Source organism: Ravibacter arvi (genome assembly GCF_039540405.1).
GTDB lineage: Bacteria > Bacteroidota > Bacteroidia > Cytophagales > Spirosomataceae > Ravibacter > Ravibacter arvi.
Window position 1 is genome coordinate 729014 of sequence record NZ_BAABEY010000036.1, and the last position, 24445, is coordinate 753458.

Below are 24445 nucleotides of genomic sequence, written 5' to 3' on the forward strand. Positions count from 1 at the left end.
TTGGCGCATGATTTCGTGGTTTCGTGCTCGACGCTATTTGTTTACCGTAAAGACAGCATTAAAAGCACTGTCGTGGTGGTTTTGGCTGCTGATTGGTGCTTTGCTCCTGGTACTGGTATGCAATATTATTGTGATTGATGTCGCGCGGCCCTATACCTATTTTTCGATAGATTCGCTTCCCCCGCGAAATGCGGCCCTGGTTTTGGGTACCAGTAAAGGGTTGCTCGGTGGCGGCGACAACCTCTATTTCAAGTACCGGATGGAGGCGACGGCCAGGCTCTTCAAAACGGGAAAAGTGCGTTACCTCATCCTGAGCGGCAATAATGACTCGGAGTATTACAACGAGCCGCAGGACATGCAGAAGGCGCTTCTCAAGCTTGGAGTCCCCGCCGATGCGATGATCCTGGACTTCTCGGGAAAGCGCACTTTCGACTCCATTTTGCGGGCCAAATTCCTTTTTAAGGAAACCAGCCTGACCATTATCTCACAGAATTTTCACACGGCCCGCGCACTTTATATTGCCCACGAGGAAGGGCTTGACGCAATTGCTTTCGCAGCCCAGGATGTTCCCGAAAACTACTCTTATTATACGCTGGTCCGGGAGTACCTGGCCAGGCCCAAAGCCATACTGGATGTTCATTTCCTGAACCCCCGGCCCGATTTGACCAGGAATAGTGAGCTCCGGAAGAAAACGGCGGAAACCGAATGACAGGCGCTCCGCGGCGTACGGCAGCCGTGACCGTACCCGGTCGGTTTGTACGTTGCAGTACTTTTTTGCTACTTTGTACCGCTTATGACTACCGCACTAAAATTTAGACTATTTCTGTTTGTTGGCTTTGTCTTCATATTGACTGACGGGCGGGCTCAAACCACGGGTAAAATCAGGGGAAGGGTGACGGACGCAGCTACAGGCGAGGGAGTCCCTTTTGCTTCAGTAGCAATAACCGGTTCTGTTTCAGGAGGGAATACCGATTTTGACGGGTATTACGCATTTTCTTTCTCTTTCCCCGCCGACTCTGTTTTTGTAACCAGTGTGGGGTACAGGCGAAGCGCCCGGAAAATTGTACATAACCAAGTCGAGCAGGTGGTGGATTTCCAGATCGCGGCCGACGTCCACGCGTTGCGGGAAGTAGTGGTGAGGGCCGGCGAAAACCCGGCATGGGCGATCATCCGCAGGGTGGTGGACCGGCGAAAGGTAAATAATCCTGACCGGCAAACCGCTTCTCAGTACGAAAGCTATACCAAAACCCAGATTGACGTCAACAAGCTTACCGACAAGTTTCGTAACCGAAAGTCTGTCCGGCAGATCACGGATATCATTGACCAGTTTGAAGGGTTAAAAGGCGATGAAGGCGAGACGGTGGTGCCCGTATTTATTTCAGAGTCGGTTTCGGATGTTTTTCTGCGTACCGACCCGATGAAAAAGAAGGAAATTATCAGGAAGACCAAGGTTTCCGGCATCGGTATGGACGACAGCGGCCTGGTGTCGCAGGTGATCGGCTCGTCTTTCCAGCAGTATAACTTTTACAAAGACTGGCTGAGGATTGTTGAAAAGGACTTTGTTTCGCCCATCTCGGATTCCTGGAAATTGTACTACGAATATTTCCTGTCTGACAGTGTAAAAAACGGTGAAGTGTACGACTACAAAATCGAATTTGAACCGAAACGCAAACAGGACCTGGCCTTTTTGGGATCTATGTGGATAGACGGGGAGACCTATGCGCTTACCCGGATAGATGTTTCCATCCTCAAAGAAACCAATATCAACTATATCGATAATCTGCGGATTCAACAGGAATATGACCAGCCGGAGGAAGGATCAGCCTGGCTGCCATTTAAAACCCGGGTGGTGATCGATGTGGAGCAGATTAATAAAACTGCGCCCGGCCTCCTCCTCAAATTTTACACGACCAACAGCAATTTCCTCCTCGATCAGCCCAAACACCCGCGTTTCTACGATACCGCCATCGAACTAAGCGACGATTATATGGATTTTGAGCCCGACTTCTGGCAAAAGAAGCGGCCGGAAAACCTGTCGGACGCGGAGAAATTGTCGTTTCAGGCAATTGACTCCATTTCAAACGTGCCGATGATCAGGACCTACACCGAAATACTGAACGTTTTCGTGAACGGCTATAAGAATATCGACCGGCTAAATGTAGATTTTGGCCCCTACCTCTATGCTTATGCCTTCAATAACGTGGAGGGGCACCGGCTGCGCCTTGGCTTTAAGACGGATGAAGAGTTCAGTAAAAAGTGGATTTTCAGCGGCTATGGCGCCTATGGATTCAAGGACAGGCAATGGAAATACCGCTTAGGCGTGGATCATATTTTTTCCAGGAAACCCTGGACCACCGGTGGGATTCACTACCAATATGACATTGAGCGGCTGGGGCTTACCAGGGAAAACCTGGCCAACAGCAGTATTTTCGGGGCCTTTTCCAGGTACGGGAATTTTCGGAGAGCCTACATGCAGCGTGACGGCTACCTCTACCTGAAGCGGGAAATTGCCAAGGGGCTCACCCACCAGATTACCCTTAGAAACCGGACTTTCGACCCGCTTTTCCAATTTTTGTACCGGACCGACCTGTCAAAGGGAGATCAATCGCCATTGGGGAGCTTTTACCGGACTACGGAACTTGAATTTGAAACCAGGCTGGCACACCGCGAAACGTTCCTGCAAAATAACAACGAACGGATCAGCCTCGGGAACGACAACGCGCCGATTGTATCGATCCGGTATGCCATCGGGCTTAAGGGAATGCTGGGCGGCGATTTTTACTACCACAAGCTCAGGCTCAATGTGAAACAGAGCTTCAGGCTCGGCTTTATCGGGCGAACTACCTATGAAGCCAATTTTGGTTACATTCCGTCCCAACTTCCTTATCCAATGCTTTATACGCCGCTGGGTAATGAGTCCTGGTTTTATGTTGAGAATGCTTTTAACCTGATGAACTATTTCGAGTTTGTCAGCGACCGGTATGCCACACTGAGGCTGGAACATGATGACAACGGTTTTGTCCTGAACCGTATTCCGGCGATCAGGCGGCTCAAGCTGCGGCTCCTTGCCACAGGCAGGCTTTATTACGGCGACCTGAGCCCCAGTAACCGTAACATTACGCCAACGCATGATGCACTTGGAAATGAAATGGAGACTTTTAAAACGCTCGGACGACGGCCTTATATGGAAGTCGGCTACGGGCTCAATAATATTTTCAGGGTCGGACGAATTGATTTCGTCCACCGGTTGACCTACCGGAATGAGCCTTCCGTAAGTAAATTTGGCGTAAAAGTGTCGTTCTGGTTCAATATTTGACCCGGAATTTCATTTTATGTGCCGGGTGTCTTTTTCACTAAACCTGAGGTAAACGGTCTGATCGGGTTTGAGGTCATTGCGCAGGCGGTAAACCACCCACCACAAGCCGTTTTCCAGCTCGCAGCTATACTCCCAGTGGAGTCCGCGGAAATGGGTGTGACGGATCCTGCCGGTCATATGCGGACCGACCGGCTCTTGTCGCGACACGCGGACTTTTTCCGGTCGTATAAATTTCCGGCCGGTTTTATCCAGCCAGTTGACGTTTCCGGTAAGTTCGGCCACATAGGCGCTTACCGGCAAATCGTAGACTTCGATCGGCGTACCGCTCTGAACGATTTTTCCCTTTCGCAGGACGATCAGACTGTCGGCCCAATCCATGGCTTCGGTAGGCGCATGGGTGACAAAAATGCAGGATTGTCTTTCCCGGGCTTTTAACTGCTGGAAAAGGCGCGTGAGGCGCGAGCGGTTCAGCCCATCCAGGTGCGCAAAAGTTTCGTCAAGCAATAGCAGGTCCGGCAGCTCCGACAGGGCCATCGCTATCGCCGTCCTTTGTTTTTCGCCGCCGGAAAGTGTTTTGGCTTTCTGGTTCCTGACTTCTTCCAGACCTGCCAGTTCGATCAGTTCATTGGTCCGCTGTGCAACATAGGCGGGCCGCTCCAACCGGATAGGATAGGCGATATTCTCCCGGACGGTTTGCCCGGGGAATAAGTGAAATTCCTGGTGAACCAGCTTGATTTTAGGGTGTCCTTTGAGCAGTTGCGAGCCTACATGCGGTAATTCTTTCCCATGAAGAAAAGCCGCTCCTTTGTCGGCATCCAGGTGCCTGGCGGCAATTTGCAGAAGGGTGCTTTTGCCCGAACCGCTTTCTCCCAAAATCCCGATCCAATGCCCCTCCGGAACCCGGATTGTAATATTTTCGAGTGCGGGCAGCTGATCGTAGGTTTTGGAAACTTCTTTCAGCTCAAATATGGAAAGCGGTTGTGTTGTTTTTTTGTTTTCCCGCATGAATGGCAGTGCTTTGGAGTTTTGTGCTCAGAGGTACCGCTAATTTATCAGGAACAGGCGAGAATAGAAAGTTCAGGAAATTTCCGGCCGGAGACAACCGCCCTGTAAGGCCAATTATTGCAGAGATTAAGCGGGCCGGGCACGAAAAGAGAGTGGCATGACGTTGTTGATGCGGGGTGAGACGCCGGGTTTGAGAGATGAGCATAAGTCTTTTTACCTCAAATGTCACCCCTCAAACCTTATATATTAACACTCACCCCTTCTATGCACATGAAATAGCCACGAGCTTTGAGGTATTAGCTACTAGCGGCACACAAACGGCTGATGAATAAATAGCTCACCCCTCACAGCTCAGAGCTCAAACCTTTTTATACGGATGAAACAAGTAACTTTAAAAGTATGGGCGCTTGCGACAGGGATCGCAGTATTCCTGGCCGGTTGTAGCAAGGACGCCGATCCGCCGGTCCCGGAACCCGGGACACCGGACAGTCTCCGCTATGCCCTGCTGGTGGCTGATCCGGCGGCCGCTAACAAGACAGGTGGTATTGCGTTGCTGGGGGCTTTCCCTTCAGGCGACGTTGAGATTGGTGAAACGCTTTTCGAAGGGATGGGTATGGCCGCCTGGAAACCCTATAAAAATTGGATATTTAAGTCGTTTTCGACCCGGGATTATAGCAAGGGAGTTGAAAAGCTGGTATTGGGAGCGGATGGCAAAATTAAGGTGGAGGGCAGCATTAAGGTGGCGGACTCCACGCCCGGATCCGGGAACTTTGTGATTGCAGGTGACACCGTCGGTTTTTACTGGGATGCGGCCTCTCCGCTTAAAATAAAGAAGTTCAACCCCTCCGGAATGACGGCAAGCGGAGAGATAGATCTTGACGGCGCTGTGAAGGAATCGGGCGGCGATAGCAGCGGGATAAATTTCCGTGCCGTCGGTCAGAATTTCCTGGCAGTTAAAGAAGGGAAGTTGTTTGCCGATATCACCCTTGTAAAAGCAGGGGGAAATGAAGGCGGGACACAAGAAGATTTCTTCCCGGATTTACATATTGCCGTAGTGGACATTGCCACCGGTAAGTGGGAGAAAAATACGGTGGTGAAGCAGGCAGGAGCAACCGGCGACGGGAATAGCAGCCCTCTCGTCAGTGCGTCAGGAGACCTGTATGTAGTTTGCCGGGAAAGCGGGGGAACGGCCGTTTCGGGAAATTCGAAAATTTTCAGGATCAAGGCCAAAGAAACGGACGTCGACAGTACCTGGGCCTTGACCACCGGCGACGTAGTTAAAAGCAACAATATAAAATTTGCCGGCATTTTTTCCAAAAATAACCAGCTGATCGTATCGGTGAACAATACTCCGGTTACAAGCGCTGCGCAGGACGCAGCAGATATCTGGGAGTATTATGTGGTGAACACCACTTCAAAAGCTGTGACAAAAGTAACCGGCGCACCGGCTGCGACGCGGCCTGGCTCTGGTGCTATTGAAGTGGATAGTAAAATCTTGCTGCGTGTGGTTACGTCGGATAAATCTGTCAACGGCTTATATGAGCTGACCGGAACTGTGGCAAAGAAAGTCTTCCAGTTGAAAGGCAACCAGGCGGTTCAAGGTCTTTATAAGCTTGACTAGATCTCGCCTGTAGAAGCCGGTGTGACCTACCTTCTCCCGGCCAGCCGTTGGGACGGTTGCGCGCGCCGGCGGACGGGAGCAGCCTTCGGTCGGGTGGCTTCTCCGGCAACCCGGAATGAGCCCGTGCCGGAATAAAGTATGGAGTCTTCCAGGTATTCTACGTATGCCTCCCTGCGATGCGCCGGGATATGATCAATCCTGAACTCTTTACGATAGGTCACAACCCTGCCGTTGGTCTCATCGGTGACTTCTATAAAGACCGAAGAAGGTGGTATTACGACCGTGGTTCTCCCGGTTGACTTACATTTGCTCCCCGGCCTGCAGGACTTTTGTCCGAAAGTGGGGTTGATGGCCGCAATAAAAATGAACAGGAGTGTAACCGACTGACGCATGCTGGGCGAGAATACGATGGAAATAAAAAAAGCCTCTCCGGTAGTGAAAATCCTGAACTGATATTTTCTTTTTCCGGGAGAGACTTTGATATGCTAATAACGCTGGATCGGGAAATTATTTGAAACCTGGAAATATTTATTTTTCCCGCTATTCAAACTCTAGCTTCACTTTTGCGCTGCCGGAAAAGTTGGTGACGGTTATGCTTTTATTTTCAGGGTGGTAGGTCCCGCCTGTGACCCGCTGGCAAGCTGTGTGTCAGGAAAATTACCGTAAGCGCGGGCAAAATAGAGAGGTTACTATGGAACGGGAAAATGTTCAGGGAAATCTTGCGGTAATTTTTATAACGGTGAACTTTTCGGGTGAAGGGATGGTTTAAACTTTTACCTAAGGAACTCAACCTTTCTTCTGGTGCCACAAAATTTTGGGGGCGACCGGTTTTGACAGCGGGTTGAAGGTCTGTGTGTAAGCATGTCGAGAGTTGGGGGTACCTCTCGTAAATCAATGCCTTTCGAACAATAACTGGCGAATCTAATTACGCCATGGCTGCTTAATCCGGAGGATTAGCAATTTGCCATCATCCCGCCTCCCTACGTGCTGCCGGGGGGATCACGGGGTGTCGAAACGCAGCGCTGGTTGGACTAATGGTATTGACATCCAACGAGACTTAAATACCTAAGATTTGGCGCTGGTCCGCCCCGTACCTAACCAAATCCGACAATTAATCTGGGGATAAGCATGTAGAAGGCGCAGGGTTTCCCTGTTCTGGACGAGGGTTCGAATCCCTCCGTCTCCACGATAACGGTGCGAATCGAAAGGTTTGCACCGTTATTATTTTGTGGGTATCTAATATCACGGCCGGAGGGTGATCGCAGGGGGCGCTCCGACCAGAGGGTCATCCCGACCGCAGCGGAGGGATCTCCCGCTCCCTGGACCAAATCCATTTCAACGGGCTTTTTAGTAGCAACAGGAGATCCTTCGACTCCGCTGCGCTCCGCTTCAGGATGACCGTCCGGGTGGTAACCTCCGGCTACCATTGACTTCCATGGACAACATCTATTTGTCATCTCCGCTACAAAGTGTTTTCGCAAAAAAAACTGTTTTCTCAGGATGACCCTCCGCTGCACTTCAATCGAGATGACGGGCTTCGTGTTATCAGCTCATTTACTCCTTTACCACCTTCACATTCCGGATAAAATGCGTGTTCAGGAACTGTACGATATAAACTCCGGGTTGCAGGTGGTGCACTGAGAACTGCACCGCACTTTCCTTTCCGACCGGTTTTTCGGCAACTACCCGGCCGGTAAGGTCAATCAGGCGCAGGGTGGCGGTTCCGATAACTTTTTCAGTCAGCCGCACGGTAAGCACGTCGCTCACCGGGTTGGGGCCGATTGTGATTTCCCTGGTTTTTGAATCGTATTTTGCCGTGACAATTTTGCTGTAAAAACCGGTTCCGTCGCTGTTTTCCACTTTCAGCCGGTAGTAGTTGACACCCGGGAACGGCAACTCGTCCGAGACGCGGTAAACGTATCCCGGAGTGCCCATAGCCTGTACAACGCTGATGGTTGAAAATTTCCGGCCGTCAGCGCTCCGCTCCACGACAAAGCGATCTGCCGGAGTTTCTTCGGTTGTGCTCCATTCTACTTGGTTTACGGAGCCTTCATTGACCGCAACCAGGGACGTGAGCGCAACCGGCAACGGCGAGTCATTTTGATTGGTATGGGCGAAAAAGCCGGAAAAACCATCGGTTACGAAGGTGACCTGCCAGTAACCTGAAGGATGATGGATTATCGCGGAAGGCAGGATCAATTCCCCTTGGGTGCGGTCATATCCTTCCGGCCCGGGGCCTGTAGCTACGCTGTGGTAAGCCGTAATTCTCAGGTTTTCTCCATTGCTTCCGATAAGAGGAAATAGGGCGTTCCCGAGGGTCGTCACCTGCGAATTATATTGGGTGATTTCCGCATCCGTAAAATACAGTGTAACAGTCCCCCCCACCGGGTTGACCGTCTGAATGTCGTAGTAACGGCCAATGTAGGGTGCATTAGCAAAGAGTCCGGTGCTGCCGGCCACGGTAACGGATACCGATACGGTGCCAGGGTCGCCGTCCGACGAATTGAGAGTGGCGATGAGCCCGCAATTGCTGTCATAATAGTCCACCGTCACACCGGCCCCCTGTGCATTTGTTCCGAGTGCGCTGCCGGAAGCCGGCGCAGGTATTCCCGTATGCGCTATCACAACCGCGTCGGCCCAGACGTTGGATGGTCCGCAACCGCTCGTGAAAGAAAAACTATTGTAAACACCGGTGCTCAGCCCGGTCAGGTTTAACGTTCCTTCTGCGGCGGCAACAGTCGTCAGCGCGGGAATCCCGTTTTTCTTATAGGAAACCGATACAGCTCCGGCTGCAAAAGTGCCCGTGAGCTGTATGACCCCGTCAGCGCCGTTGCAGCTTGAATGTGCGGAGGCCGAAGCTCCCGTTATTGCCGGAGCTTGCCGCATAATGGTGACCGGGTCGACGGCGGCGCTTTTACAATCGCCGCTTGAAACAAAAATGTCGCTGTATATGGCCGGTGAAAGACCAGTCAGTATAATATTACCTGAGGCGTTCGCAGTCTGACTGGTGGAGGAGCTTCCGGAAATGCTGCTTATGTAGTCTACCTGGTACACTGCATGGGCCAGGAGTCCGCTGAGGGTGATGGTGCCGTTGTTTGATACGCAGCCGGTTGCATCCGTTTTTGAAACGGAACTGACGTGAATGGGAGATAGCAGACGGGTGGTGCCGAGGAGCTTGTGGCAACCGGCCGGGTTATCCGCTGCTGCGATCCATACGTCGTAACCGGCCGGGCTCGCCAGATCGGCAAAGGTTCCGGAAGCCTGCCAGGAGTCCGGGAGTGTGCCCGAGTCTCCTGCGCTGATACCATACACGAAATCCGGGCTGTTTAAGGTAATGGCCAGGTCGCTAATGCCCTGGCGTAGCGCGTCTCCTCCGGTGAATGCCGTGAACAGGTGTTTCCACTGGGATTTGTCGGCGGCAGCGTATTCGGCAGGCAACTGAACGCGATCAAAGATGGTTTGCTCGTTGACCGTTAAAGTCAGCCGGTTATCCTCGTCAATAACGACCAGGACAGGCGTATCCGTACGTAATTTCCAGGATTGGACATCGGCATTGTAAGCAATTGTACCTGCGCTGGCAGGACCCATCTGGTTGTTGCTTGTGTAACCGTAGGTAAGATAAATGCCCTGCGCATTGTTGTTGCTCGATCCATTGTTGGCAGCATCGAAGACCAGGCGGAGTTTCGAGCCGGCGCCATTGGAAATAGCGGAGGTATAATCGGCGTCGTCGCCAAAGCTCCAGGCCAGCCCGTCGGCTCCGCCGGTTCCGAATATATTGAGCGGTTGGTCGGCCGTCAATTTAAAAGCCAATCGAATGGTTGTCGGATTGAACGTCGTGGTTCCTGAAAGCTGTATACCACCCTTTTGGCTTGTCGTTGACGGCGTAATGACAGCACGTCCGTCCGTGATCGAGGTGGCTCCAAACAACGTAACGGTGGAGGGAAGCTGCGGGTCAGAAAAGGTGTTGGACCAGGCTTCCTCTTTGACGGCTGCACCCCGTGCATTGCCGATACGAATGGTGCCCGAGCTGAGCGCACAATCTTCCAGGGTGGAAACGTCGGCGTCAAAACTCCGGTATACCCGGGTTGCGCCTGGTTGTGACAGGGCCTCACAACCAGGTGTTTTGGCAATTACCCGGTATGTGAAAACGCCTTCTCCATTGGGGGTAACCGTAAAAGAGGCGCCGTTTTGCCAGGGAACCAGCACATTATCTGCGGCGTCCCGCAGTTCGTATTTAACATCCGGGTTTTCCAGGGGATTCGACAGGGTGATGCTGACGGGGGTGCCTGCCGTACAGCTTGATTCGGGGGTGCCGGAGATTTTGGGCCGATATAGTTCAAGTGGAGAAACCGTCACTTTTGCGGTGCTCCGGCAGTTGTTGCCGTCGGTTCCGGTTACAGTGTAGGTAGTAGGCACGGTGGGTGATGCCTGTATCGTGGCGCCCGTGGTCATATCGAGGCCCTGGGCAGGCGTCCACTCGAAAGTCGCAGCGCCGGATGCGTTCAGCGTGGCGCTGCCGCCACAGGTGGCGATATTCTCAAAATTGATACTTACATCCGGTATTGCGTATACCTTCACCAGCACCGGTGTGGTGGTGAAGGTGGATGCGTCACAGGAAACAATAGCTCTGAACCACGTGTCGGTGCTGATTGAAGCCGTATGGGCGTAGGTATTGGCTCCGTTAACGGGCTGCCAGTCCGTCGTTCCGTTCGGGGATGACTCCCATTGGTATTGTAGCCCGGCATAGGAGCGGAGCTTATTTTCCGGTGTTAATACGACGGTGCCGCCGCCGCACAGCGAGGAAGGCGAAGCAATCGTGTTGCTGGTTATTGACGCCCCGCTGCACGGGATTTGTACAAATTCGAACTGGACATTCGGAAAGGCAGTCTGGCGCCCGATGGCAGCAGGTGGCGACGCCGGGTCCGGATTGTTGGAGTCGCCGCGGTAATAGATGCTCCGGTTGTCTTGTGAACCTGTTGATCCCCATTCTACATTTGATACCGAGTAACCGGGCGTGTTTTCATCGACCGCTATGACAATATTGTTTAAGCCGTCCCATAAAAAATCGGATTGCAGGGCGATCTCCACCCAGGCGGGTCTGCTTTGGGGAAATTCGACTACCCCATTGAAAACTTGCGTCATGCCGGAGACAGGAACCCAATCGGTGTTGCCGGCAAAGTTCTCTTTGCTGACATTTCCCATCAGTACTCTGATGCTCGAACTGTTCGTTACGCTGGTGTTCCCGGTCAGCTGGAAACGTATCTTCCGGATGGAACCGGTGCCGCCGCCGGAGGCGACAATATCCGCGGCGGTGTAGATTTGCTGAGTGTAGCTATATCCGTAGTAGGCGTTGATCGGAACGTTGACATTGGTAGACGTGCCGGTCCCGACCTGTATCGTGTACGACTGTCCGGCCGCTTTCCCGCCGACAAAGAGGAGCAACACCAAAAGGAGCCTCTCAAGGCGAAACTGAACAGATCGTCTGCAACTTGTAATGAACATCATAGCGCTGAGAATTTAAGAGGAAGGACCCATTGAAAAGAAGGGCCTGGGGATTAATAACAGATAGAATCGTTGAGTCGGGAATTATTTACGCTGCAAATAAATGAATAATTCCCGTAAGCATATGCAGGGTGGCGGTTAGTTTTTGGAGCTGTTTCAGCTGCTGTCTTAAGGCTGCAGCCGGGTTTGAATCATTAATTCGTCCCTTTGCCACCTTAAGATTTTGGGTAAAATGGTTGCTGTTGCCCGCCTGGTAAGGTCGGTTTGATGAACGATAGCAGCTGCGGTATTGCCGGTTTCGCAAACAAAATTCTATTGGCAGGTAGTTGATCCGCGACAGGCCCGATCAATAGTAGTGTATAGTTGTTGGTGTAATTGATGGTTGTGCTTCCGGAGTTTTGTCGGTTAAGCATGTAGTCCGTTTTGTGGGAGAACGGAGGTTGCGAAGTTGGTCCTCTAAGATAATGACAATGGTAGCGATCGGTTGATAGGGGCGAGATGTTGGGTATCGAATTGATTTTTAGGTTGTTATAGGTGTTGGCATTTGTGTTGCATACCGGAGATTGCCGGCTTTTCCGGGTAAAATCCCATTATTAAAGTGCTGCTTATCGATGAAGCGCGCTGTAGAGTAGTCCTTTTGGATAACTGACAAGTAGTAGTTCTACCGCGAAAAACGAAGTCCCGTTCCCTGGTTATAGATGTATAGACTTATTCAGAAAAGGGAAAGTTCTAAAAAATGAAACTTATTTTTATAAACATTTTTCTACTAACAAAAAATATACAATATTTGTCACCATAAACTTTCCCGGCCTCATGCCCCCCATTTACGAGGCCCCGAAAAGCGAATTGCACTTTAGTTCACAACAAGGTTTAATCGTATGAGATCATCGTAAGCAAACGGACGTAACCGGGTATCCTTTAAGGCATATCCCTCCCGTAAACATCATTTTTTTATCTATAGCGATTTTTCATCCTTGCCCCCCTAGGATCAATCTATCGTTCACATAACTTTTGGTAATTAATACTTATGAAAACGTCTATTTCAAGCGTGTACGGTCCGTGTGCCGTATCCCTATCCTCCTTTTTTAAGCAAGGTTCCCTTTTTTTCAAGTCTGTGGGCTTTGTTGCCATTCTTACGCTCCTGTTAGCAGGTAAAACTTTCGGACAAGCTGTGCCCGATTGCAGGTGTACTTCAAATGATGTTACTTCGGTAACGGCGGCGCTTACAAAGGATGCCCAGGGCACCCCCCTGACCAGTACCGGTTGTAGCGGCACCACTGAAACCGCTTATCTTACTTTTACCTTCACTACCAATGCCAACCAGCGCCCGGGCGCTTACGGAGAGGTGATTTACACGCTGAACGGTGGCCCTCAAAAGGTAACCAGCCAGTGTTTTCCTTATGTATATTCCGGCTCAACGATTAAGCTGTCCCTGCCTGTGGAATACCATTGCGGCGATGATATCGAAATCGTTGGAATGATTTTCGCATGGGGGACTGGCAACGGTCAGTCTGCTGCCAATCAATTTTGCCAGGTCGCACATTCCATGTGCGACAATGTGAGACCGCACTGCTATCAGCCTAAAGAGACGCTTGCTGTGGGAACTTCGCTGATTCCCGGCTTCGATGTTACCAAATCATGTGAGGGAGTTGCCAATGGCGGAACACCGGCGGTTACTATCAACGGTAAAGCTACCGGCGGTACCGAGCCTTATACTTTTGATTGGGATCTTGACAACGACGGTACCTGGGATATTCTTGGCGAGCAAACCGTTATGCCATTGCTGGCAACAGGCACCCATTCTGTTTCGGTCCGGGTTACCGATGCATTGGGAGAAGTGGCTACGTATAACCAGTCCGTTTTAATTGAAAGCTGTATCAATTTGCCTGTCGCTTACGCTTACATCAAAGCTTCTCCGGCTTCGGAACAGGGAGTGGAGGTAGAATGGCAGACCACCTCGGAAGAGAATAGCAGCTATTTTGAAGTAGAACGGTCTGCGAATGGTCAGAATTTCAGGAAGGTAAGCGAGGCAATATCCGAGCCTTTCCGCACAGCCGGTAACGGCCTTAAGACCTACCGCTTTACCGACGTTCATGCACCCGCAGGCCTGAGCTACTACCGGCTCAGGCAGGTGGACCTTGACGGGACAAAAAATTATTCGAAGATACTGTCAGTGAGCATGAGTGAAGGCGGGAAGGGTAAACTTGTCAAAATTTCGCCGAACCCGGTGCAGGACAGAGTGAAAATAGAAATTCTCTCAGCTCCGAAGGGTGATTTCTCTGTTGAAGTGATTGATATGGCAGGCAGATCCCTCCGTTCGGTCAATGGCGTCAACAGGGCCAACGGTTTCCAGTACGAGTTCGACACCCACGCTTTGCCGACAGGGCTCTATCTCTTGTCAATCAGGGTTGAAGACCAGTATTACGTGCGCCGGATTGTAAAGTAGTGCCGTTTGGCAGGACGATTCTCCGGGCTTGCAACGGCCCGGAGAATTATTATACACCCTAAGGCTGAGGACATCATCTGCCGGTTAGCCCTCCAAGCCCTGCAGATGACAGGCTCATCCGTGAATTTATTAACCCCCACAGACACCAGGGACTTTTGGCGAACCGGCTTGTCGTCAGGCAAACCGGCCGGTAGAAAGCGAAGGATTCGTTTTCCCGACGTCATGTCGAAAACAGCTATGCGTATGAATGTTATGATTATTGCCAATTCTCCCCTGCAACGTTTTGGCCTCTCCAAGTTGATCACCGAAAGGTTTGAAGACGTTTTGGTAGAAAGTGCCGAAGAACTCTACGGAAGCGGGAAAGATGAAGTAGGGGCCGCCAGAGAGATTGTGATTCTCTGCCTCTATCCTTCCAGTCCGCTACGGGAAAACCTGGAGAAGCTTGAAGCTGTATCCGGCCGGTACCCTGCAGCCCGGATTCTCGTAATGGAAAATACTGCCGAGAAAGAGTCATTTGAAAACCTGCAGGCTTATCTTAACAGTGGCATAAGCGGCTTCCTGACCACTGCAAGTCCCCTTGATATGTTTGACGACTGTCTCAGGAAGCTCATGGCCGGACAGAAGTACCTGAGCCCTCACGCCCTGGAATGGCTTCTCGACACTGCTTTCCTGAATAAGGAGGTGCATAAACTGACGCTGACCAGCCGGGAAAGCTACGTTGCCAGGCAACTGGCCGAAGGGCTCACTGTAAGCCAGATAGCAAAGGAAACCAACCGGAAAGTTTCCACCATTAGTACGATCAAGCGAAATGTTTTCCGAAAGACCAACACGGACAATATTATTAAATTAAGAGAGCTGGTATTAAATGCGGGTATAAGAGGCGCTTAGCCTGCCCGCCAGATCCCCGTATTCCCTCCCGGCTCATAGCCGCCTGCCAAATCCGCTGGTACCAATTTCTTCGGTATCAGCGGATTTGTGTTTTAATATCCTCCATTCTTTCCCATTCCGATAGATAATATTTCGCAGGTAGGCGAAATATTATCTTAATTCGATGCTAAATAGAAAAATTCCTACATTTGCTTGAGGCGAAGCTTTGCTTATTTTTACAAGTAAAGCCATACGAAACAAACAAAATGACTAACTTATTAAAAGGATACAACTACCTGTTTATGAACGAACCTTCGATACCTCTTAATTGCACAATTGTTCCACCAAGTTAGAATAGCTGAATTATTGCCGTTTTTTATTAACTAATCTCAACGTTTAATAGTGAAAAAACTGGTTTTTTTTTGTGCCGCACTCCTCCAGTGTGCTGCACATTCCGGCTACACCCAGAAAAACCCGGCCTCCGAAATCAGTAGCTTTATTGCCCGTACCGGCGCACAGGTCACGGTTAACGGAGCTACCGGCACACCGGGTTTCATACGGATGGCAGCCGGTACGGATCTGCCGCTTGAAGGCGTCGGCGTGCGTGATAACTCGTTCGCCTTTTTGAAACGGAACCCCGGAATTTTTGGCATCCGTCAGGACAAGGACCAATTCGATGTGAAAACGGTCGCGCGCGACCAGTTCGGAATGGAGCATGTTATTCTCCAGCAATACTACCAGGGGGTACCGGTCTTCGATGGCATACTGAAGTTCCATTATGATCTCAGGTCGGCGCTGCGTGCGGTAAACGGCAATTTTATCCCCGAAATCGAACTCAGTACGACACCCCTGCTCTCCGAACGTGAGGCCGGCCGCAATGCGCTCTCACTTGTTGCCGGCCAGAAGAAGTTGTTGAGCGAATTTCTGGAAGTGGCTAATTGTAAGCTCTTTATCTTTCAGAAGGGGCTTGCGCAAGGGTACAAGGGCACGCAATACCTGGCGTATGAAGTAGAAGTTTCCAATCGCGCCGACATCCGTGAGTTTGTCTACGTTGATGCCCACTCGGGATCAGTAATCGAACAATTTACCGGTATGGCAGGCGCCCTGGACCGACGGCTTTATAACCAGACTTATTCTGAAACCAGTCCGAATGTTAACCTGATCTGGAAAGAAGGCGACCCGTTCCCGGGCGCTCTGAACAACTGGCAGCAATCTTCTGTTATTTCAGCCGGCCATACTTATAATTTGTTTAAAACTGCCTTCGGGTATGAGTCTTTCAACGGTGCAAATGCCCCGATGATCAGTACCCATAACAATCCCGGTATCAGTTGCCCGAATGCCAATTGGAACGGGATATCGGCCAACTATTGTGACAAAACGGCTTCTGACGATGTGGTGGCCCATGAATGGGCACATGCCTATACGGAGTATACGAGCGGATTGATCTATGCATGGCAGGCGGGAGCGCTTAGCGAATCATTTTCAGACGTTTGGGGAGAGACCGTGGATTTGCTGAATGGTTACATGGACGAAAATGAAAGCCCGCTTACTTTGCGGGGCAAAGGATGCGCCACCACTTCCCGATGGCTGATCGGCGAAAAAGCTACTGCGTTCAGCAGTGCTGTACGGGACATGTGGGATCCCAATTGCAAGGGAGATCCCGGCCGCGTTGGAGATGCGTATTACCGGTGCTTTGATCTTGACGGCGGCGGGGTGCATTCCAACTCCGGCGTACCCAACCACGCTTACGCGCTGTTTGTAGACGGCGGTGTTTATAACGGTTATACCATTGATGGGGTGGGCCTCACCAAAGCGGCTCATATCTGGTGGCGTGCCCAGAGCCATTATTTGTCAAAAACCAGTAATTTCAAAGCTTTTGCCGATGCGCTGCAGGCCGCCGGCAGTGACCTTGTGGGCATACCGCTGCCGGCCTTGGTGGTTACTTCCGATGTACCTTCGCCCTCGGGGGAGATCATTACGCTTCAGGATCTGAACGAACTTCGGAAGGTGATCGGGGCTGTTGAGCTTTACCAGGAAAACCATTGTGGATTTCCGCCTATGTTCGAGGCTGTGGCGCCGCTATGCGAGGGGGCGAAAAAAGATTTGGCTCTCTTTTATGAAGATTTTGAGAACGGATTCGCGGGCAGCGGGTGGACAGTATCCGGGCACCCCCTTAACGGCGCCTCTCTGACTCCCTGGCAGATTAAAGAAAATGTCTATGGACGCCCGGGGAAGGTGGCCTTTGCACCGGACGGGCCATATGGGAACTGCGCCTATCAAAATTCACCTGCCGGCAAGGTGGTCCTGGAAAGCCCACGGATTAACATTCCGGCCGGCACAACAGGGCCGTTTGTGCTCGCTTTCGATCACCTGGTTGCGCTTGATGAATCCTGGTCGGGTGGTAACCTTAAATACTCCCTGGATGACGGGGGAAGCTGGTTCCTGCTCCCGGAAACCGCCTTTATTGCCAATGCCTATAATCGACCCATACATATGGGGTACTACAATAACCCGCTGCAGGGGGAAAGAGCATTTTCCGCCGGGAACCAGGGAGACCTGAAAAGCGACTGGGGAACGAGTGTCGTGGACCTCTCGGTGCTTGGGCTGGCTGCTCCCGGAAGCATAAAGCTTCGCTGGGAGTTGGGTACGATCGCCTGCAGGGGAATAGAAGGCTGGTACATCGACAATGTCAGTGTCTATTCCTGTGCGGTCACGCCGGCCGTCCACTTCGCGGAAGCCGGTTCTTGTGTCGTGGAAAGCGAGGCCGACATGATGGGGGAGAATTGTATGGATTTTGTTGACAGGAAGATCACGGTCCGGATCGACAAGGCTCCTTCGCATCCCGTAACGGTTACGCTTGTGGCAGATCCTTCGTCAAAAGCGCAGCGGGGCGAAACCGGCGATTTTATCATCCTGGCTCCCGAAACGGTAATCCTGGATGCCGGCCATCTTTCCCGTGACTTTACGGTCCGGATTTTTAACGATGCATCCATCGAAGGTGATGAGACGGTTCGGTTTACTTACCTGTTGAATGCTAACGGCGGCAACGGATACGCCGGCAGCGAAAGGCAGGCGTATGAGCTCACTATTGTAGACGACGATCTTCCGCCGGGGAACACCACGACAAAGCTGCTAGACGCGCATTTCAACACCGGGCGACAGGAGTGGGTGGTAAAAAACTACGGCCCTACCAACCACACCTGGACGCGGACGCAATTTTCCGCAAACTGGCTGGACCCCGCCGGGCGTCCGCTCTTTTTTGTTAACAGTGATGTCGGCAACATCTTGCTGAACGAATCCCTCGAATCGCCGCCCTTTAATACAGTGGGGCGTAAGAATTTGAAAGTCAGCTTTGTCCATTATTTTCGGGTCTATGATATCGGCTATAACGAGCAGGGCTATGTGGAAGTCTGGGACGGGGCTGAGTGGCGGATCCTGAAAAATTACTGCCAGTCGGGCTGTGCTGAAGCCGGCTCCCGGGGCAGTTGGACCAGTCCCGAACAGGTGACCATTGATATTCCCGAAGCCTATGCCAATCCGCAGATGAAAATACGGTTCAGGTACGAGGGGAGGTATGACTACTATTGGGCCGTTGATAATATACGTGTCTCCAGTTCGCATTCTAGCCGGGTTCAAACGGCCGCCAACGCCAACCAGGGAGATACACAATATCTCGGTCCTTATGCAACGGTAGCTTTCTATGACGTATCGACCGGTAACCTTATGGCGAAAATCAAAAACCTGAGCAGTCATGACTACGGTTGCACCACCGTGGAAATCGACCGGGCCGGTGCTGATGAAACGACCTGGTTTGGTGAGCATAAAATCACCAATAAAACCTTCAAGGTGACGCCAACCGTCAACAACGCCAATGGGCTTTATGAAATTACGTTGTATTACGCAGGAACAGAACTGGTCAATTTCAATACTTCCCAGATACGATCAATGGGTAAAAATCCGGATCGCATTGAAAACGGCGATATAAACCTGAGTTCCTGGGTGGAGGCAAGCGCTGCCACCGTTCTCGACGCGGATTATGCTTTTAGTGCCATTTTCAATACCGGATTTTCGGGGTTCGGGTTATCAGATGCATTACCGGGCGGCTCGTTGCCTGTTAACCTGGTCAGTCTCAACGCCACCGGTACGGTGGAAGGAAATCTGATCAGCTGGAAGACGGCTTCGGAGTACAACAGTGATTTTTTTCAGGTGGAAAGGTCCGCAGACGCTACCCATTTTACGACTATTGCAAGAGTGGGCGGCAGCGGGTTTAGCGACCAGGTAAAAAATTATTCTTTCCTGGATGCCGTCCATTCTGCCGGGAGGATGTACTATCGGCTAAAGGCGGTCGACCTGGACGGAACCCATACCTATTCCCAAATCGTGACTGTCAAAGGTACGGCAGCCGGCATTCGGTTCGGACCCAACCCGGTGCAGCGCTCGATTAGTGTGACCCTACCGGGCAGCGATGCCCAACCGGTTCAGCTGGGCGTCTTCAGCCTTACCGGTCAGCTGGTCCTCAGGCAGGATAACCTCAGGGCCCGGAACGGAGTGGTGGAACAGGATCTGAGTAACCTTCAGGCCGGTGTTTACAAAATTGTTGTTCGGAAAGCCGGGATACAGCACGTTTTCTCGGTCGTGAAGTTATAGCCGGTACCCGGGGAGAGCGCCATGGCAGGCCGCTCCCCCGGGTTCGGAGGGATGTTTTTATCTATTGGTAAGCCAGGCGCGGCTTTACGGCTTTTGAGAACAGTTGATGAAGCGTCAGTATGTCTTGCGTATTGGTTTTTCGAAAAATACTTTTCTTGATCATACTGACTGTCGAAGGTTTTTTGCCGGTTTGGGCCGCGATATTGGTAATTCTCTGCCCCTCTGAGAGCATTCGTGCTATTTCCAGCTCGGTTTTGGTAAGTTTCGAGAGCAGTTTGTTCCAGTTTTGAAACGACTCTTTTTCCTGGTCAATCAGGCTATCGAACACTCCTTGCAACAGCTGTTTTGAAAGAAAAATCTGGCCGGAATAGACAGTCTGGATACAGGCAAAAATTGATTGGGCATTACTGTCGCTTGTGAGGTATCCCAATACCCCCCACCGGAAAATTTGTGATGAAATGGCGCGGATGGCCGGGTTAGCCTGCGTTTCGGCCACTATCAGCCGCGATGCCGGGTATCGTTGGGTAATTTGCTCCAGTTGAGCAATCAGTTCTTCCGGCTGTTGGTCCTGCGAAATACAAAGTATAACTACCTCGGGCGGGAATTTCGCCGAAGCGCCTGAATCCCGGATATCCGCAATTTTTTCTATTTCTGCATCTGCAATCTGCTGCCGGATGATTACACCGATCCCTATACCAAATACGTCGCTTTTAGAGATAACAACAACTTTCATATCCGCTTGTCTTTCTGTTAAATCCGGGCATTTACCATGCCTTTTGTGTGTTTTGAAAAACAGATCTCGCCACGGGGCTAAACCTGCCGGTCATTTTCCTCATCGGAGGGTGTTTTTTTCCTGATATCGCTTGGCTTTTGATCAAATGTTTTTCGGAATTCCTTGCTAAAGTATTTGCTGTCTTCAAACCCGACCATATTGGCGACCTCATTTACATTGTATACCCCGGATTCGAGTAGTTGCATGGCCCGTTTCATCCGGATTTTTTTTGTAAATTCATTCACGGTCATCCCGGTCAGCGCGCGGAGTTTCCGGTATAAAACCGATACGCTGATCCCGGTTTCAAAAGCCATTTCGTTTACTCCGAAGTCCGCTTCGGAAATATGCCTGAGCACAAGTTTCTTCAGGCTGAGAAGGAATGCTTCGTCGGGATCGTTTACTACCGGTTCATCCGGCTCGTAGGATATGGATTGACTGTTCTTTTCCTTTAGCCGTTCTCGTATGCTGATCAGGTTATTGACCTGTAACTCCAGGACCCGGAAGTCGAACGGCTTGATGAGGTAGGCATCTGCACCTGCCTGAAAGCCTTCCATCATTTGTTGGGTCGTGCTTCTGGCTGACACCAGGATGATGGGAATATGCCGGGTATGGAAATCGGATCTCAGGCTTTTGCAAACTTCCAGTCCATTCATTTCGGGCATCATCACATCGCATACGATCATGTCGGGCATGTGTTCCCGGGCAAGTTCAAGACCTTTTTTTCCATTTTCAGCTTCCAGTGTCCGGTAGCTGTCGCGGAGGGCCTCAATGCCGAAAGCACGAAGCTCGTCGTTGTCGTCAATTATGAGAAGTGTATGCTTTTGCGGGTCGTTGATCGGGTCATTTTCGGGTTTAATGCTACTGTATTCCATAAGGTTTGCACTTGTGTGATGGGCGATGGTGGGTTCTGTGAGATCTGATTCTAAAAAGTGAGTTTTTCCTTTTCGGAGCGTGAGTTGGAAGCAGGTCTCGCCGTCGTGTGACGACGTTTTTTGCCTGCTGGTTACTTCCAGTTTTCCCTGGTGCTGACCGGCGATTTCCTTTGAAAGCGCCAGCCCGATGCCGTAGCCGGTATTCCCGGAAGTGTTTTCATATACCTGGTAAAAGTTGGTAAAAAGGTGACCAATATGTTCGGGCGCTATGCCTTGTCCATTGTCCTGCACGGTAATTTTGATTTCCTCTGCTTCTTCCTGTACGGTAACTACGACCTGACCGCCTTCCTGCGTGAATTTGAAGGCATTGCCCAAAAGGTTGTACAAGACCTTCTGGATTTGTGAAATATCAAACCATGCACTGACGACCGGGGAGGAGGTCTCGAGCCGGGCGGTAATTTCCTTTTCGGCCGCAACGTGCTCAAATGAAGCCATCACGTTCCGGAGTACCGCTACAATGTTGTGCTCGGACACAAAGAGTTTTATTTTATTTCCCTGGATTTTCCTGAAATCAAGCAGTTCGTTGACCAGCACCATGAGCCGGTCGGAATTGTTTCGCGCATATACGAGGAAATTCCTTATTGCGCTGCCTTCCGTTGTCAATTCGAAGGCTTTTCCAACCGGGCCTGAAATGAGTGTAAGATGGGTCCGTATTTCATGCGAGATGTTGGTGAAAAAATCCAGCTTGGCCTGATACAATTCGTTTTCCTGCCTGGCCGTTCTTTTAAGCCACAGAAAGCGGTTCAGGGCATAGATTGCTCCTGCCGCCAGCAGGGCATAAACCACGTACGCATACCAGGTGTTCCACCAGGGCGGGAGCACTTCCACACGGACCTTAAGCGGTTCCGGCATCCAGTAGCCGTCACCATTTGCGGCTTTTACCATAAACGTATAGGTCCCGGGAGAAAGGTTGGTATAGGTGGCGCTCGGATTATCTACATAGTTCCAGTTTTTCTCGAAACCGGAGAGCTTATACGCAAACCGGTTCTGATGGGATTTCGGATAGCTTAAAAGTGCAAAGTCGAGGGTAAAGACGTTCTGGTCGTGACGAAAAACAAGCTTGTTTTCCCGGCTGATTTCCTTCTGAAAAATCCCGGAATTGTCTTTCAAATCTGTTTTTTTGTTAAACAACTTCAGTGAGGAGATCACTATTTTCGTCGGGGTGGTGTCGAGTGAAACGCTTTCCGGATGAAAGAAAAAAGGACCTTTGTTGGTGGGGTAGAAAAAAGCGCCTTCACGCGTGAGGAATCCGGCATTTACGCGAAGTGTCGATTTTTGTGGCAGGCCGTCGGCTTCTCCAAAGTATTGAATGCTTTTTCGGTCGGGGTGGAACCGGATGAGGCGGGGTTCGGAGCTCAACCAGAGAAACCCGTCTTTGTCGCACATGATATCAGTTAATACCGTGTTGTCTGCGAATTCCGGGGTGGGCCGGAATTGGTTGGACCGGCGGTCCAGCAACCATAGCATATCGGAAGTAACCGCCCAAATCCGCCCGGAACTGTCTTCGGCAACTCTCCACACATCATGTACGTCGCCGTCGTCTTCGTTTATTTTCATGGACCGCAGGCCGCTGCCGTTTTTGGGCAGGAAAAGAACTTCTTTCTTACCGCCAAACCATGTATTGCCTTCCGAGTCTTTCGAGGCGCTGGCAACCCGCGCCCCGATTCCGGGCCGGAAATTACCTGTTTCCTTGTCGAATAAAAACGAGCCGAACGGGCCGTGCACCATCAATTCGCCGTTACCGGCGGCCAGGAAACCGGTGATCCGTCCCTTTTTTTTGAATTTTTCCGGAAATGGGTAGTCCTCTCGTTTTTTGGTTTGCAGGTTTAAACGGCTCACGATAGAGTTCCCCCCACACCAGAGTATCTGTTCCCTGTCGAGATAGAAACGGTTGTATCGCATGGCGTAGGGGAGGTCGATGGGGTAAGAAGCCTTCACTTCATGCCGATCATTAAACACCACCAGTTGTTTCTGGTTATCTGAAATCCCCCAGATGTTTCCATCCGCGCCTACGCCATACCAGCCGTCGGCGAACTGGCTGGTAAGCTTGCTGTTATTCCCGGCCAGGAGTTTGGTAAACGGATCCGGAGCGACAGAGGTATAATGGATGCCAGCGTTATAGCTACCCAGCCAGAGTCCGTGCTGCCGATCAATAAACCCGCTGACAACCATGGGGTCGGTGAGCGAATTGGGATAGGGCGAATCATTCCCGTACCAGGTGGCATGTCCGGTATGCTCGTCATAAGAGACGATGCCGTCAAAGGTAGTGATCCAGATCTTTCCTTTGCCATCAGGCAGGATGGCTGAGACGACGGGCTTCCGTTTGCCCGCACGCGAGAAAAAAGGGGGCTCCTGAAGGCTTCCACCGACAGGGTCCAGGCACTTTAGATCACCCGATTCGGTTCCGACCCAGATTTTGTTGTTATTATCGCAATAAATCGACGCTACGTCATTTTCCTGAGGGTACGGGCTGCCCGGGTGAACCTGGAAGCGTTTCGTTATTTTCCCGTTGTGGTCCATGCATACTACGCCCTTGGCGGTCCCCAGCCATGTCTCACCGTTTTTTCCGGTGCTTATGGCGCGTATTATATTGGCGCGCGGGTCGCTTGCGTCAATCATAATATGACGGAAAGCGGGTTGCCCCCCGCTATTTTCCAGAATGCTCAGACCATGCTCCGTCCCAACCAGGAGCCTGCTCCGGCTGTCTTCGTGAAGGCAATTCACGGTGTCGCTTGCAATACCGGTTAAGTCGTCCCGGTGACGAAACGAGGAAAAGGTGTCGAGCTCTCTGTTGTATAAGACCAGCCCAATATGCGTGCCGATCCATATCCGGTTTTTTGAATCACAAAGTATGCTTGTCAGATAGTTGGCCGGAAGACTGCCTGACCGGGACCGGTCATGGTAGTAACGCCTGAAGCTTTGTGAGTCATACCGGAGAAGCCCGCGCGTGGTAGCGAACCAAATAAACCCTTCCTGGTCCTGTGTAATGTCAACCGCAACATCTTGTTCTCCGCCCTGAACCCTGGTAAAAAAAACAGAGGCAAAGGCTGTATTAGCTGCGCCAGTAGAAATCAGGCAGGCTATTACAAAATATACAAAAGTGGGTTTCACGGAACTAGTAAAATATACTAAAAGACTCGGTAATAACTTGTAGAACTTTTGTGAAATAATGTTCTAGTCGGAGAATAAACAAGCATAATTCCGCCCGGGGAAATTATTACAAGAATTTCTAACCTAAATGGCAAGAAAAACACACCAAACGCACCTGCCCCCTGCCGGCATTCGCCGGCAGGGGGCAGGTGCGTTCCATAGGACAGGAGACTCTAATAAGGGGTAT

At 51.1% G+C, this 24445-nt stretch carries 11 protein-coding genes and 1 other RNA gene; 7 read left to right on the forward strand and 5 right to left on the reverse strand.

The features are described from left to right. Positions 1 to 7 precede the first annotated feature (7 nt). Both ABD852_RS22720 and ABD852_RS22725 read left to right on the forward strand, forming a co-directional pair. Positions 8 to 709, forward strand: coding sequence for a SanA/YdcF family protein (locus ABD852_RS22720; RefSeq protein WP_345033068.1), 702 nt, complete (start codon positions 8 to 10; stop codon positions 707 to 709). Between the two features lie 183 nt (positions 710 to 892). Then, positions 893 to 3316 (forward strand): DUF5686 family protein, encoded by a 2424-nt coding sequence (locus ABD852_RS22725; RefSeq protein WP_345033069.1) that lies wholly within the window; start codon positions 893 to 895, stop codon positions 3314 to 3316. Between the two features lie 9 nt (positions 3317 to 3325). Here ABD852_RS22725 and ABD852_RS22730 read toward each other — a convergent pair whose 3' ends face one another. Then, positions 3326 to 4321 carry an ABC transporter ATP-binding protein gene (locus ABD852_RS22730; protein WP_345033070.1) on the reverse strand — a complete coding sequence of 332 codons (996 nt, stop codon included), beginning with the start codon at positions 4319 to 4321 and terminating at the stop codon, positions 3326 to 3328. Positions 4322 to 4697: 376 nt separating this feature from the next. On the opposite strand from ABD852_RS22730, the gene ABD852_RS22735 reads away from it, so the two are divergent. Then, a complete protein-coding gene (locus ABD852_RS22735) occupies positions 4698 to 5942 on the forward strand; it encodes a hypothetical protein (protein ID WP_345033071.1) in 1245 nt (414 codons plus the stop codon). Positions 5943 to 5968: 26 nt separating this feature from the next. Here ABD852_RS22735 and ABD852_RS22740 read toward each other — a convergent pair whose 3' ends face one another. After that, complete coding sequence (locus ABD852_RS22740) at positions 5969 to 6334, reverse strand: hypothetical protein (protein ID WP_345033072.1); 366 nt, start codon at positions 6332 to 6334, stop codon at positions 5969 to 5971. Between the two features lie 424 nt (positions 6335 to 6758). On the opposite strand from ABD852_RS22740, the gene ssrA reads away from it, so the two are divergent. Continuing rightward, positions 6759 to 7131, forward strand: a transfer-messenger RNA (tmRNA) gene (gene ssrA / locus ABD852_RS22745). A 365-nt stretch (positions 7132 to 7496) separates the two neighbouring features. Here the strand turns inward: ssrA and ABD852_RS22750 are convergent. Continuing rightward, positions 7497 to 11447 (reverse strand): T9SS type A sorting domain-containing protein, encoded by a 3951-nt coding sequence (locus ABD852_RS22750; protein WP_345033074.1) that lies wholly within the window; start codon positions 11445 to 11447, stop codon positions 7497 to 7499. Between the two features lie 1024 nt (positions 11448 to 12471). On the opposite strand from ABD852_RS22750, the gene ABD852_RS22755 reads away from it, so the two are divergent. The 3 genes from ABD852_RS22755 (at position 12472) to ABD852_RS22765 (ending at position 19404) form a co-directional block, all read left to right on the forward strand. After that, positions 12472 to 13890: a T9SS type A sorting domain-containing protein gene (locus ABD852_RS22755; protein WP_345033076.1), complete on the forward strand. Its 1419-nt coding sequence runs from the start codon at positions 12472 to 12474 to the stop codon at positions 13888 to 13890. Between the two features lie 243 nt (positions 13891 to 14133). Next, on the forward strand, positions 14134 to 14778 hold the full coding sequence (locus tag ABD852_RS22760; RefSeq protein ID WP_345033078.1) for a helix-turn-helix transcriptional regulator: 645 nt from the start codon (positions 14134 to 14136) through the stop codon (positions 14776 to 14778). A gap of 381 nt (positions 14779 to 15159) precedes the next feature. Then, positions 15160 to 19404 carry a M4 family metallopeptidase gene (locus ABD852_RS22765; RefSeq protein ID WP_345033081.1) on the forward strand — a complete coding sequence of 1415 codons (4245 nt, stop codon included), beginning with the start codon at positions 15160 to 15162 and terminating at the stop codon, positions 19402 to 19404. A gap of 61 nt (positions 19405 to 19465) precedes the next feature. Here ABD852_RS22765 and ABD852_RS22770 read toward each other — a convergent pair whose 3' ends face one another. Both ABD852_RS22770 and ABD852_RS22775 read right to left on the reverse strand, forming a co-directional pair. Next, positions 19466 to 20137 (reverse strand): LuxR C-terminal-related transcriptional regulator, encoded by a 672-nt coding sequence (locus ABD852_RS22770; protein ID WP_345033083.1) that lies wholly within the window; start codon positions 20135 to 20137, stop codon positions 19466 to 19468. A 77-nt stretch (positions 20138 to 20214) separates the two neighbouring features. Next, the gene (locus tag ABD852_RS22775; RefSeq protein WP_345033085.1) at positions 20215 to 24219 is read right to left on the reverse strand and encodes a two-component regulator propeller domain-containing protein; all 4005 of its coding nucleotides are present in this window, start codon (positions 24217 to 24219) and stop codon (positions 20215 to 20217) included. Positions 24220 to 24445 lie beyond the last annotated feature (226 nt).